Source organism: Nocardioides marmoraquaticus (assembly GCF_054777915.1).
This window is the reverse complement of sequence record NZ_BAAHAA010000011.1, coordinates 1-12,353: the sequence shown is the minus strand read 5'-3', so window position 1 is coordinate 12,353 and position 12,353 is coordinate 1. Positions and strand designations below refer to the sequence as shown.

The window sequence follows — 12,353 nt, the reverse complement described above, 5'->3', positions numbered from 1 at the left end:
CTCGTCGCTGGCGCTCCTCGCACCTCGACCAGCGCGAGACCAGCCCGCGACGAACGGGCACGAAGTGGCGGAGTTCCGGCAAGTACTGGGAACGAAGCGGGAGGTTCTGGGAGGCTGGAGGCATGGGGGACGTCGTCGTACCACCGGGACAGCTGCGGGCCTTTGCGGGCGCGTGCCGCGAGCAGGCGGGTGCGCTGGCGCGCATCGACGGGGGCTCGATCGGGTCGGGCGTCGCGGGTGACCTCCCGTCGACCCGCACTGCCGAGTCGTGCTCGACCGCGGCCGACGACGTCGAGGCGGCGATGGACACGCTGGCAGGACGGCTGCGCGAGATGGCCGACGTCGCCGACGGCACGCAGGACGACTACGACGCCACGGAGGACGACATCGTGACCGGGTTCGACGGGATGAGCCGGTGAGCCACACCCTGTCGTCCGTACGCCGCTGGCGGCCATCAGGCCTGCGCACCGCCGCCCAGGCCGTCGGTCGGCGTGCGGAGAACCTCGACGAGCAGCTGCGGCGCAACGAGCGCTCCCTCGAGGACCTGGTCTGCGAGTGGACCGGGCCCGCGGCGCGGGCCGCGGAGGACCGCGTGCGCACCGAGATCCAGTTCGGCCGGCGCCTGCGCAACCGGGTCGAGGACGTCGAGACGGCGATGAAGGACGGCGTGCCCCGGCTGCAGTCGGCGCGCGACACGCTGCTGCAGAAGGTCGACGCGGCCGAGGCGGACGGGTTCGACGTCTCCGACGACTGGATGGTCACCGACCCGACGACGGTGCCGGAGGACGAGGTCGACGACCGACAGTCCGAGCTCGACGGCCACGTCGAGGCGATCAGCGGGGCGCTGAGCACGCTGTCGACCGAGGACGCCCAGGTCGCCCACGAGATCGACAGCGCGCTCGACGAGCTGCGGGCCACGACGGCCGACGTCGAGGCCGGCTCCGAGTTCGTGCCGCCGCGCACCACGGCCGGCATGAGCAACCAGGAGGTGCAGGACCTGCTGTCCTCGCGGCGCTTCCAGGAGTGGATGGAGAACCACCCCGACGCCGCCAAGGACCTGCTCGACGGGGCGGTCGACCGGGGACAGGTCGCGGCCACGGATCCCCGCTACCGCGACTTCCTCGAGCAGTACTGGCGCGACGAGGCGCTCGAGGCGGCCGGCATCGACGGCGATGCGTGGGACCCCTCCCGAGGGGCGGAGGCCAACCGGGACACCATCACGGCGGTCTACGACTACTACGGGCAGCTCTTCCTCGACCACCCCGAGCTGCAGTGGGCGGGGATGGCCAACCTCATCGGGCCGAGCTTCGCCGCGGGCTTCTACGACCTCGACATGTTCCGCGACATCGCCCAGGGCGTCGACGGCGCGCTGCCCGACATCCCCAACGCGCCCGGCTCCTGGGACGACGACGCGCGGGAGATGCTGGAGCAGCTGCGCGACCTGCCCGACTCGGAGCTCGCGTACTACGAGGAGAAGCTGCTGTCGATGCAGCAGGAGATCTTCTTCGACCAGGCCTCGATGCACGAGGCCTACCTGCTCGGCGGCACGGAGGAGACCGACCGCATGGCGGCAGCCGGGCTGATGGACGGCGACACCCGCAGCGCGTGGCACGACATCGCCAGCGGTGACCCCGACCGCGTCACTGCCGGCAACGTGGCGCTGCTGGAGCGCGAGCAGTTCGACATCATCGCCGACGACTACGACGAGATGCGCTCGCGACCGGGTACGGGCGAGGCCATGACCTGGATGACGACCGTGGTCGGGGCACCGTCGATCCCCGGGGCCCAGGGCTACGCCGACGTCTTCCCCGAGGTGATCGACCTGAAGACGCCGGGCCAGGTGGGTCCCTTCCCCGTCCCGCAGGCCGACCTCGGCGACGTGGTCACGCCGTTGCCGGACGGCAACATCGCCGATCGCTACGACCGGTGGGCCCTCATCGAGGAGGACACGCTCCCGGCCTACCAGGACCTGCTGCGCGACGACCCCGACCGGCTGCGCGACCTGGTGGGCAGCGACTTCGACGGCCGGGTCGACGACTTCCGCCTCACCGAGCGTGCGCCGGGCCTGATCCACGACCTCGCCACCGACTGGCAGTACCGCCGATGACCCCGATCCGACGCCACGTCGCCGCAGCCCTGGTCGTGCTCGCCACCACCGGGTGCAGCGTCAGCGTCGGCTCCGACTCCGAGACAGAGAGCCCGAGGCCCATGAGCAACTCCCAGCTCGACCGAGCCGGCGTCGACCAGATCCTGGAGTCGGGGCGTGCTCGCTTCGACCTGAAGGACCTCGAGCTGACCCCGGAGGAGGTCGGCGTACGGCCTGACCGGATGGGTCCCCTGGTCGGCCGACCCGGTGGAACGCCGATCGAGCTGACCCTGGTCGGGCCCGAGGGCGAGGACACCGTCACGACGAGCACCTTCTCCGCGACCTTCTCCACCACGGGGACGCCGGCCCGGACCATCACCTGGTTCGAGTCGTACGACACCGAGGCCGACGCGTTCGACGCCCTCGACGCCGCGGTCGAGCAGTGGGGCCTGCGGCGCGAGGCGATCACCAACTGGCGCGAGACCCTCGCGCTCGGGGGCGAGCAGGAGGTGTCCCTGCCCCTCGGCGTCTCGCCGTCCGGCTTCGTGAACCAGGTGACGGTCCGTGGTGAGGAGGGCAGCGGCCAGACCCACCAGTGGGCCGTGCTGCTGCGCCCCGAGTACTACCGGCCTGCCGCCCTCGAGGAGATCCGCCGCACCGGGAACGCGCCCAAGCCCGGCTGATCCGGGCTGGCCTGCTGCTGCGCGAGCCACGAAGGGCGCCGCCGCCCCTTCGTGACGCCCGCTCGTCCCTCGCGGGCTCCTCAGGGAGCGGGTGAGGCGCCGACGGGCGTGGGCCCTTCGTGACGCCCGCTCGTCCCTCGCGGGCTCCTCAGGGAGCGGTTCGGCTACCGCCGGTCCCTGAGGTGCGAGCGAAGCGAGCCACGAAGGGCGGCGCGGCCCTCCGTGACGCCTCAGGGGGCGGTTCGGCTACCGCCGGTCTCTGAGGTGCGAGCGAAGCGAGCCACGAAGGGCGGCGCGGCCCTCCGTGACGCCTCAGGGAGCGGTTCGGCTACCGCCGGTCCCTGAGGTGCGAGCGGAGCGAGCCACGAAGGGCGGCGCGGCCCTTCGTGACGCCTCAGGGGGCGGGGGAGGCGCGGAGGGCGTGGTCGGGTTTCGGTCGGGCGCGACGGGTATCGGGGCGGTTCGCGTCGAGCCACCGGCGTGGGTCCGCACGCCCCCGAGACGAGGAGCACGTCCCCATGCCCGAGAACCCCGTGACCGCGATCGCCAAGGCCGCGCAGAAGACCGTGGAGGCCGCGGCCGAGACCGCGAAGCAGAAGCTGGCCGAGATCGCCCGGCCCGACGTGCCGGGCGCCCCTGCCCCGGAGCCGCCGGCGATGGAGGAGCCCACGACGCCGCGCGAGCCGCTGCCCCCCAAGCCCGACCAGGCGGGACCGGAGCGGCGTACCGCGACCGGCTACGACACCGGCGCCCCGCAGACCGCTACCGCGCAGCAGGGGGCCCACCTGACGACCGCGCACGGCATCCCGCTGCGCGAGACCGACCACTCGCTCAAGGCGGGCAGGCGCGGGCCGACGCTGCTGCAGGACCACCACCTGCGCGAGAAGATCCACCACTTCGACCACGAGCGGATCCCGGAGCGGGTCGTGCACGCGCGGGGCGCGGGCGCCCACGGCGTCTTCCACTCCTACGGCAACGCCACCAGCGTCAGCCGCGCTGCGCTGTTCGCCGAGGGCAAGGAGACCGACGTCTTCGTGCGGTTCTCGACGGTGCTCGGCTCGCGTGGCTCGGCCGACACCGTGCGCGACACCCGTGGGTTCGCGACGCGCTTCTACTCCGAGGAGGGCAACTGGGACCTCATCGGCAACAACATCCCGGTCTTCTTCATCCAGGACGGCATCAAGTTCCCCGACGTCATCCACGCCGGCAAGCCGCACCCCGACCGCGAGATCCCGCAGGCGCAGAGCGCGCACGACACCTTCTGGGACTTCGTCTCGCTGCACACCGAGGCCCAACACCACACCATCTGGAACATGAGCGACCGCGGTCTCTCGCGGAGCTACCGGATGATGGAGGGCTTCGGGGTGCACACCTTCCGGCTGGTCAACGAGGCGGGGGAGACCTCGCTGGTGAAGTTCCACTGGAAGCCGAAGCTCGGGGTGCACTCGCTGACCTGGGAGGAGGCCCAGCTGCTGGCGGGCAACGACCCCGACTTCCACCGCCGCGACCTCGCCGACGCCATCGAGGCGGGCGCCCAGCCGCAGTGGGAGCTGGGCCTGCAGGTCTTCCCCGACACGCCCGAGCAGACCTTCGAGGGGATCGACCTGCTCGACTCCACCAAGCTGGTGCCCGAGGAGCTGGTGCCGGTGCAGCCGGTCGGGATCATGACGCTGACGCACAACCCGACCAACTACTTCGCCGAGACCGAGCAGATCGGCTTCAGCATCGGCAACCTCGTGCCCGGCATCGACGTCACCGACGACCCGCTGCTCCAGTCGCGGCTGTTCTCCTACGTCGACACCCAGCTCACCCGCCTCGGCGGGCCCAACTGGAACCAGCTGCCGATCAACCGTGCGCACGCGCCGGTCAACGACATGCTGCGTGACGGCTACGGCCAGCAGGCGGTGCACGGGGGCGTGGCGGCGTACAAGCCGAACACGCTCGACGGCGGCTGCCCCTTCACCGCCGGCGGCGACGTCGCGTCGTACGCCGACATCCCGGTGCCGGTGGCGGCGGGGCAGAAGGTCCGCGAGCGCCACGTGACGGTCGACGACCACTTCAGCCAGGCCCGCATGTTCTGGCTGAGCATGACGCCGACCGAGAAGGAGCACATCGTCGCGGCGTACTCCTTCGAGCTGTCGAAGGTCTACGAGCAGACCGTCAAGGAGCGCCAGCTGCGCGCGCTCGCCAACATCGACCCGGTGCTGTGCCAGGAGGTCGCGACCGCGCTCGGCCTGCCCGCGCCGGAGCCCACCGTCGCGCTCGGCGACGCGGCTCCCAGCCCGGCACTGTCGCAGCTCGGCGAGACGTGGCCCGTGGAGGGGCGCATGGTCGGCATCGTCGTCGACGCCGAGGGCGACCTCGAGGGCGTCGAGCGCGTCGTCGCCGAGGTGCGCACGGCCGGCATGGTGCCGCTCGTCGTCGCGGCCCACGGGGGCACGCTGAGCAACGGCCAGACGGTGCAGCGGGCGCTGAACGCCACCCGCTCCGTGGAGTACGACGCCCTGGTCCTGGCCGGCAGCCCCGCCCCTGCCCCCGACGCGCTGCCCGGTCGTGACGCCAAGGCCGGCGCCGGCGAGGGTGCCCCGGTCGACCCCCGCGTCCAGCTGCTGGTCGACGAGGCGCTGCGCCACGGCAAGGCCGTCGGTGCCTACGGCGACGGCCGCGCGGTGCTGACCTCGCTGGGCGTCTCGGGCTGGCCCGGCGTGGTCACCGGTGACGACCCGTCGGGCGTCCTGGCCGAGGTCGTCACCCTGATGGGTGCGCACCGGGTCTGGGAGCGGTTCACCCCTCGGCTGGCGTGACGTCGCCGGCCCCGACCCCACGCAGGGTCGGGGCCGGGGGCGCCGGACGATCCGGCGGAGGGGGGGACCGTGTCCACGAGCTGCTGAGACTCGTCGCCCGCACCGGCGACCTGCTGGGCTCTACCCTCAGGCAGCTGCTCGGCCAGGTCGGCCGCCAACCGCTCGAGCAGGTGGTCGACCGCCTCGTCAGTGACCTGCTGCCCGCGGTGCACGACGACGACGTGGCGGTGCTGGCCGTCCGCCTCCCCGGGTGATGGCCAGCCCGAACGCCGTGGCCAGCACGTACATCACGATCGAGTAGACCGCCGCCGGCACGGCCACCTCGGTGCTGCCGAGCACGCTGAGCGCGATGGTCAGCGCCACCGTCGTGTTGTGGATGCCGATCTCCATCGAGCTCGCGATCGCCTGCGGGCGCTCGAGCCGCGCCGCGCGGGCGCCGGCGTACCCGAGGGTGAGACTGGCCAGGCAGAACAGCGTCACCACGACCCCGACGCGCTGCAGGTAGTCGCCCAGGTTGTCTCGCTCGCCCAGCAGCGCCCCGACCGACACCAGGGCCAGCACCACGATCGAGAAGACGCGCACCGGCTTGTCGGCCCTCGCCGCGACGCCGGGGGAGCGCCGTCGCACCAGCATGCCGACCGCCACCGGCACCAGCACGATCGCGATCACCTGCACGACCTTGCCGAGCTGCAGGCCCAGGTCGCCGCCGGTGTCGAAGTAGCCGATGGCGAGGTTGGTGTAGAGCGGGATGGTGACGGCCGCGAGCACCGAGTTGATGGCCGTGAGGGTGATGTTGAGCGCGACGTCGCCCCGGAACAGGTGGCTGAACAGGTTGGCGGTGGTACCGCCCGGCGACGCCGCCAGCAGCATCACCCCCACCGCGAGCAGCGGCTCGAGGTCGAGCACCACCACCAGGCCGAAGGCGATGGCGGGCAGCACCAGCACCTGCAGCCCGAGCGCCACCACGACGGCGCGCGGCGAGCGTGCGACGCGGCGGAAGTCGTCGGGCACCAGCGACAGGCCCAGGCCGAGCATGATGATGGCCAGCGCGATCGGCAGGCCGGTCGAGATCAGCGCGGAGTCACCCATCGGCACACCCAAGCAGCGCCGGGACCCGTTGTCAGCCGCCTCGTCTCACTCGCGCGGCCGCAGGGCGTCGCTGAGCGGGGCGCGGCGTGCGAGCAGCTCGCCGCCGCGCTCGTAGTCGTCGTCGCGCTCGTGGGTCAGCACGCCGACCAGCTCGCCGGCCGCGTCGGCGTACCAGACCGTGAAGCCGCCGTCGGCCTCCACGACCTCGGTCTGCTCGAAGCCGTCGCCCCACGCCGAGTACTTCAGCGTGCGGTCGCCGATCTCGCTCCAGAACCCGGGGGCGGCCTCCCAGCGGCCCAGCTCACGGGGGCTGGGGGAGGCCGCGGCCGCGACGTTGCCGCCCGCGAGCTGCCCCATCGTGATGGCGTCGCCCCAGTGCTCGACGACGACCGGCCGACCGGCCACGGCGTGGTGGGCGAGGGCGAGGTCGCCCGCCGCCCACACGTGCGGGTCGCTCGTGCGCAGGCTCTCGTCGACCACGACCCGGCCCTCCTCGGTGGTCAGCCCCGAGGCCTCGACGAAGTCGCGCGCCTGGGTCACGCCGACGGCGGCGAGCACGACGTCGGGCCGCAGCGACGAGCCGTCGTCGAGGTGGACCGTGGTCGTCGCGTCGACCGAGTCGACCTGCACGCCGGTGCGCAGCTCGACCCCCGCCTCGCGCAGCCAGGCGGCGATCCGGGCGCCCGCCCACGCACCGAGGCGGGCTGCCTGCGGGGCGGGCTCGGGCGTCACCAGCGTGGTGCGGACGCCGCGCCGGGCCAGCGAGGCCGCCGCCTCGCACCCGATGAAGCCCGAGCCGACGACGACCGCGCTGCTCGCGCCGGCGACCGCCTCGACGAGGTCGCGGCCGTGGTCGAGGGTGCGCAGCACGTGCACCCGGGCGCCCTCCTCGACACCCGGCAGCGGGCTCGGTGACGAGCCGGTGGCCAGCACGAGCCGGTCGTAGCCGAGGGCCTCGCCGCCCTCCGTCGTCACCACCCGCCGGTCGAGGTCGAGCGCCGCGACCCGGGTGCCGAGCCGCACCTCGACCAGGGCGAGCGCGAGGTCGTCGTTGAGGATCGGGCTCACCTCCGGCGGCTCCTCGCCCGCCAGCACCGACTTCGACAGCGGCGGCCGCTCGTAGGGGTCGTGCCGGTCGGCGCTCACCAGGCGCACCGGCCCGGGGCCGCCGGCGGCGACGTACGCCGCTGCGGCGTGCACGCCCGCCGGGCCGCTGCCGACCACGAGGAGGCCGGCGGAGGGGGCTGAGGAGGCAGTCATGCGCGACCCGTACCCCGCCCGCTCGTGGCCGCGCCCCGCTTCGGGGTAGACAGGGGGCACGAGCACGGCCGAGGGAGAGGGAGACCGCATGACACCCAGGAGTGCGCAGGGGGTGGCCTCGTGAGGGTCGCCCTGATGGTCACCTGCATCAACGACGCGCTGCACCCCGGCACCGGCCAGGCCGTCGTACGGCTGCTGCGGCGGCTCGGCGTCGACGTCGAGTTTCCCGAGAAGCAGACCTGCTGCTCGCAGCCGATGGTCAACACCGGTTACCTCGACGAGGCGGTGCCGGTGCTGCGCACCTTCGTCGAGGCCTTCGAGGGGTACGACGCCGTCGTCACGCCGTCGGGCTCGTGCGCCGGCTGCGCCCGCCACCAGCACGCGATCGTCGCCCGCCGCTCGGGCGACCCCGCGCTGCAGGCGGCGGCGGCCGAGCTCTCCCCGAAGGTCCACGAGCTCTCGGAGTTCCTGGTCGACGTGCTGGGGGTGACCGACGTGGGGGCCTACTACCCGCACACGGTGACCTACCACCCGACCTGCCACTCGCTGCGCATGCTCGGGGTCGGCGACCGGCCGCGCCAGCTGCTCGAGCAGGTGCGCGGGCTGCGGCTGGTCGACCTCCCGCAGGCCCAGCAGTGCTGCGGCTTCGGCGGCACCTTCGCGGTCAAGAACGCCGACACCTCGGTCGCCATGGGCGCCGACAAGGCGCGCCACGTGCGCGAGACCGGGGCCGAGGTGCTGGTGGCCGGCGACAACTCCTGCCTGATGCACGTCGGGGGCATGCTCACCCGCCAGCGCAGCGGCGTGCGCAGCGTGCACCTGGCCGAGATCCTCGCCTCGACCGAGGAGACGGCGCAGGAGGGCGGCCGCACCCCCGGTCAGGCCGCCGACGTCGGCGACGATGCCGAGAGCGTGGGAAGGGTGGCGACATGACCGCGACGTTCGTGGGGATGCCCCCCTTCCCGTCGGCGGCGCGCGAGGCGCTCGCCGACAGCCAGCTGCGCCACAACCTGGCGCACGCCACCGGCACCATCCGCGCCAAGCGCCAGCGGCTCGTCGACGAGGTCGAGGCGAGCCGGCCCGAGTCCGGCACCTGGGAGGCCCTGCGGCTGTCGGGGGCGGGCGTCAAGGAGTCGGCGCTGCGCACGCTCGACGAGCAGCTGGTGCGGCTCGAGGAGCAGCTGACGGCGAACGGCGCCACGGTGCACTGGGCCACCGACGCCGCCGAGGCGTGCGCCATCGTCGCGCGCATCGCCCGCAGCCACGACGTCGACGAGGTCGTCAAGGTCAAGTCGATGGCGACGGCCGAGATCGGCCTCAACGAGGGTCTCGCCGAGGAGGGCATCGCCGCCTGGGAGACCGACCTCGCCGAGCTCATCGTGCAGCTCGGCGGTGACCTGCCCAGCCACATCCTGGTGCCGGCGATCCACCGCAACCGCGCCGAGATCCGCGAGATCTTCCTGCGCGAGATGGCCTCGGCGGGGCGCCCCGCCCCCGACGACCTGACCGACGAGCCGCGGGTGCTCGCCAACGCGGCCCGGCTGCACCTGCGCGAGAAGTTCCTGCGCGCCAAGGTCGGCATCTCCGGCGCCAACTTCGCCGTCGCCGAGACCGGCACGCTGGTGGTGGTCGAGTCGGAGGGCAACGGCCGCATGTGCCTGACGCTGCCCGAGGTGCTGGTCTCCGTCGTCGGCATCGAGAAGGTGGTGCCGACCTGGGACGGGCTCGACCCGATGCTGCGGCTGCTGCCGCGCTCGTCGACGGGGGAGCGGATGAACCCCTACACCTCCACCTGGTCCGGCGTCACCCCCGGTGACGGGCCGCAGGAGGTGCACGTCGTGCTGCTCGACAACGGCCGCACCAACGCGCTGGCCGACGAGGTCGGCCGGCAGGCGCTGCGCTGCATCCGGTGCTCGGCGTGCCTCAACGTCTGCCCGGTCTACGAGCGCACCGGTGGCCACGCCTACGGCTCGGTCTACCCCGGCCCGATCGGCGCCATCCTGACGCCGCTGCTGCGCGGCGTCGGCCACGACGACCAGGTCGACTCGCTGCCCTACGCCTCGTCGCTGTGCGGCGCGTGCTTCGAGGTCTGCCCCGTCCGCATCGACATCCCGAGCGTGCTGGTCGACCAGCGGGCCCAGGTCGTCGACGCCCACCGCGGTGGGGTGCCCAAGGCCGAGGCGCTCGCGATGCGGGCCACCTCCGCCGCCTTCGCCGACGCCCGCAAGCTGCGCCTCGGCGAGCGGCTCACCGGCGTCGGGCTCGGCGTGGCCCGTCGCATCGGTACGGCGCTGCCCGGCCTGCGCGGCTGGGTCTCGGCCCGCGACCTCCCACCGACCCCGCCGGAGTCCTTCCGCGCGTGGTGGCGGCGTACGGACGGAGGGCGGCGCTGATGGGCTCGCGCGAGGACATCCTCGGCCGCGTGCGTGCCGCGCTCGAGGGCGTCGAGCGGGTCGAGGAGGTGCCGCCGTCGCCGCGCATCGCCGCCGTCGACGACGTGGTGGGGCACTTCGCCGAGCGGGTCGCCGACTACAAGGCGGTCGTGGTGCGCTGCGGGCCCGACGAGGTCGGGGCCCGGGTCGCCGAGGCGCTGCCGGCCGACGGCCGGGTCGTGGTGCCCGAGGGGCTCGGGTTCGAGGTGCCCGGGCAGGTCGTCGACGCCGGCTTCTCGGCGCTGGAGCTCGACGAGCTCGACGGCGTGGTGACGCTCGCCCGTGTCGGGATCGCCGAGACCGGCACCATCGTGCTCGACCACGCCGAGGGCCAGGGTCGGCGGGCGATCACGCTCGTCCCCGACCTGCACGTGTGCGTCGTGCGGGAGGACCAGGTCGTCGCCGACGTGCCTGACGCCCTCCCGCTGCTCGACCCCCGTCGTCCGCACACCTGGATCAGCGGGCCGTCGGCCACCAGCGACATCGAGCTCGACCGGGTCGAGGGCGTCCACGGCCCCCGCACGCTGCACGTGGTGCTCGTCTCGGGCTGACCGCCCGGAAGTACTGGGGAGTCGACGGCGTTGGCCCCGGCATGGGCGACGTGACGCGCGTGCTGGTGACCGGCGTACGGGGCAAGACGGGGGCGCCGCTCGCGCGGCGCCTCGCCGGACGCGGGGTCGAGGTGCGCGGCGGCAGCACCCGTCCCGGCGGGGTCTCCGGCCCCGGTGTGGTCCCGACCGCCTTCGACTGGGACGAGCCCGGCGGCTGGGTCGCCGCGACCGACGGCGTCGACGCGCTCTTCCTCGTGCGACCCGATCGCCCCGATGCCCCCGACCTGGTCGCCGACCTGCTCCACCGGCTCGACGACGGCGTCCGGGTGGTGCTGCTGTCGGAACGCCTCGCCGACTACCCGGGCCTCGACGGCTGGGCCGTGCGGGTGGAGTCCGCCGTGCGCGACAGCGGGTTGCGGTGGGCGGCGCTGCGGCCGAGCTGGTTCGCCCAGGTCTTCACCGACGACCGCTTCTACGGCCCGCTGGCGCGTGACGGGGGCGAGCTCGCCTTCCCGAGCGACGGCAGCGAGGTGTCCTGGATCGACGCCGACGACATCGCCGCCGTCGCCGAGGTGGCGCTCCTGACGGGTCGGCACGACGGCGAGCTGCTCGAGCTGTCGGGTCCCGAGGCGCTGACGCTCCCGGAGACGGCGACGGTGCTGTCGCGGTACGCCGACGCGCCCGTCACCCACCGCGACGCCCCGGTCGACGAGGTCGTCGCCGACCTCGACGGCTTCGAGCGCGACATCACCGTCGTGACCTTCGGGCGCGTGCGCGACGGCAGCTTCGCGGGGGTCACCGGCGAGGTGGAGCGGGTGACCGGCCGGCCCGCCCGGTCGCTGTCCGACGTGCTCGGCCGATGACTTCCAGCGCCACGACCATGGGTGGTGGTCGAGGTGCCCGAGCCCCTGGGCGAGGGCCTCGAGGCGGCCGCACCCGAAGTCGGCGCACCTGTCGCGGGGTCTCGCGGCTCGTCGCTGGCGCTCCTCGCACCTCGACCAGCCCGGGGCGGTAGTGGTGGTCGCCGTCCCCGAACCTCTGAGCAGGGGCCTCGAGACCCCCGCACCCGAGGTCGGAGCGTGGGTCATGGCCTCGCCCTTCGAGACGGTTGCCGCGCAGCCTCCTCGGGAGCAGGAGGTGGGCGCTCGCCGTGTCCCGCGGCTCGGTCTACGGCCCGGGGAGTGCGGGCGTGCTGGTGGCCCGACCACCTGTGGGGGTGGCCGGGTCAGCGGGGCTCAGTGGCTGAGGGGAGCTCGGGTGTGGGGGGCGACGACGTACGTGTGGTCGGTGGGGCTGGTCCAGGTGTAGGTGCCGTCGCGGTCTCGTCGGTAGGTCCAGCCGTGGTGCGTCTGGGTCTGCTGCACTGATCGGTGACATCTGATCTGCGTCGATGTGTGTCGGCGCTGGAAGGATGTACACCATGCCGAAGGCGTTCCCGAGAGAGTTCC

10 protein-coding genes are annotated in these 12,353 nt (G+C 73.5%); 8 read left to right on the top strand and 2 right to left on the bottom strand.

The window, feature by feature from the left end; all coding sequences use genetic code 11:
* The first annotated feature begins 122 nt into the window (after positions 1-122).
* The 4 genes from ACYU8I_RS10065 (at position 123) to ACYU8I_RS10050 (ending at position 5,573) form a co-directional block, all read left to right on the top strand.
* Positions 123-419, top strand: a complete 297-nt coding sequence (locus ACYU8I_RS10065; protein ID WP_460840187.1) for a hypothetical protein — start codon at positions 123-125, stop codon at positions 417-419.
* The gene (locus tag ACYU8I_RS10060; RefSeq protein ID WP_460840184.1) at positions 416-2,107 is read left to right on the top strand and encodes a WXG100 family type VII secretion target; all 1,692 of its coding nucleotides are present in this window, start codon (positions 416-418) and stop codon (positions 2,105-2,107) included. Before ACYU8I_RS10065 ends, ACYU8I_RS10060 begins: the two co-directional genes overlap by 4 nt.
* Complete coding sequence (locus ACYU8I_RS10055) at positions 2,104-2,769, top strand: hypothetical protein (RefSeq protein ID WP_460840181.1); 666 nt, start codon at positions 2,104-2,106, stop codon at positions 2,767-2,769. Before ACYU8I_RS10060 ends, ACYU8I_RS10055 begins: the two co-directional genes overlap by 4 nt.
* Before the next feature lie 518 nt (positions 2,770-3,287).
* Entirely contained in the window at positions 3,288-5,573 is a 2,286-nt protein-coding gene (locus ACYU8I_RS10050; protein ID WP_460840178.1) for a catalase, read from the top strand.
* 186 nt (positions 5,574-5,759) lie between these two features.
* Here ACYU8I_RS10050 and ACYU8I_RS10045 read toward each other — a convergent pair whose 3' ends face one another.
* Positions 5,760-6,662, bottom strand: coding sequence for a bile acid:sodium symporter family protein (locus ACYU8I_RS10045; RefSeq protein WP_460840175.1), 903 nt, complete (start codon positions 6,660-6,662; stop codon positions 5,760-5,762).
* Between the two features lie 45 nt (positions 6,663-6,707).
* Positions 6,708-7,922: an NAD(P)/FAD-dependent oxidoreductase gene (locus ACYU8I_RS10040; RefSeq protein ID WP_460840173.1), complete on the bottom strand. Its 1,215-nt coding sequence runs from the start codon at positions 7,920-7,922 to the stop codon at positions 6,708-6,710.
* A gap of 135 nt (positions 7,923-8,057) precedes the next feature.
* Between ACYU8I_RS10040 and ACYU8I_RS10035 the strand changes: the two genes are divergently transcribed.
* Genes ACYU8I_RS10035 through ACYU8I_RS10020 form a run of 4 tightly spaced genes read left to right on the top strand, consistent with a single transcriptional unit; the run spans position 8,058 to position 11,768 of the window.
* Entirely contained in the window at positions 8,058-8,855 is a 798-nt protein-coding gene (locus ACYU8I_RS10035; RefSeq protein WP_460840406.1) for a (Fe-S)-binding protein, read from the top strand.
* The gene (locus ACYU8I_RS10030; protein WP_460840171.1) at positions 8,852-10,315 is read left to right on the top strand and encodes a lactate utilization protein B; all 1,464 of its coding nucleotides are present in this window, start codon (positions 8,852-8,854) and stop codon (positions 10,313-10,315) included. Before ACYU8I_RS10035 ends, ACYU8I_RS10030 begins: the two co-directional genes overlap by 4 nt.
* On the top strand, positions 10,315-10,905 hold the full coding sequence (locus ACYU8I_RS10025) for a LutC/YkgG family protein (RefSeq protein WP_460840169.1): 591 nt from the start codon (positions 10,315-10,317) through the stop codon (positions 10,903-10,905). The genes ACYU8I_RS10030 and ACYU8I_RS10025 overlap by 1 nt, the downstream gene beginning before the upstream one ends.
* A gap of 41 nt (positions 10,906-10,946) precedes the next feature.
* Positions 10,947-11,768 (top strand): Rossmann-fold NAD(P)-binding domain-containing protein, encoded by an 822-nt coding sequence (locus ACYU8I_RS10020; RefSeq protein ID WP_460840166.1) that lies wholly within the window; start codon positions 10,947-10,949, stop codon positions 11,766-11,768.
* Positions 11,769-12,353 lie beyond the last annotated feature (585 nt).

Coding starts and splice junctions, on each gene's coding strand:
- ACYU8I_RS10025 (WP_460840169.1), top strand. CDS start 10,315: ATGGGCTCGCGCGAGGACATCCTCGGCCGCGTGCGTGCCGCGCTCGAG.
- ACYU8I_RS10065 (WP_460840187.1), top strand. CDS start 123: ATGGGGGACGTCGTCGTACCACCGGGACAGCTGCGGGCCTTTGCGGGC.
- ACYU8I_RS10035 (WP_460840406.1), top strand. CDS start 8,058: ATGGTCACCTGCATCAACGACGCGCTGCACCCCGGCACCGGCCAGGCC.
- ACYU8I_RS10020 (WP_460840166.1), top strand. CDS start 10,947: ATGGGCGACGTGACGCGCGTGCTGGTGACCGGCGTACGGGGCAAGACG.
- ACYU8I_RS10050 (WP_460840178.1), top strand. CDS start 3,288: ATGCCCGAGAACCCCGTGACCGCGATCGCCAAGGCCGCGCAGAAGACC.
- ACYU8I_RS10055 (WP_460840181.1), top strand. CDS start 2,104: ATGACCCCGATCCGACGCCACGTCGCCGCAGCCCTGGTCGTGCTCGCC.
- ACYU8I_RS10045 (WP_460840175.1), bottom strand. CDS start 6,662: ATGGGTGACTCCGCGCTGATCTCGACCGGCCTGCCGATCGCGCTGGCC.
- ACYU8I_RS10030 (WP_460840171.1), top strand. CDS start 8,852: ATGACCGCGACGTTCGTGGGGATGCCCCCCTTCCCGTCGGCGGCGCGC.
- ACYU8I_RS10040 (WP_460840173.1), bottom strand. CDS start 7,922: ATGACTGCCTCCTCAGCCCCCTCCGCCGGCCTCCTCGTGGTCGGCAGC.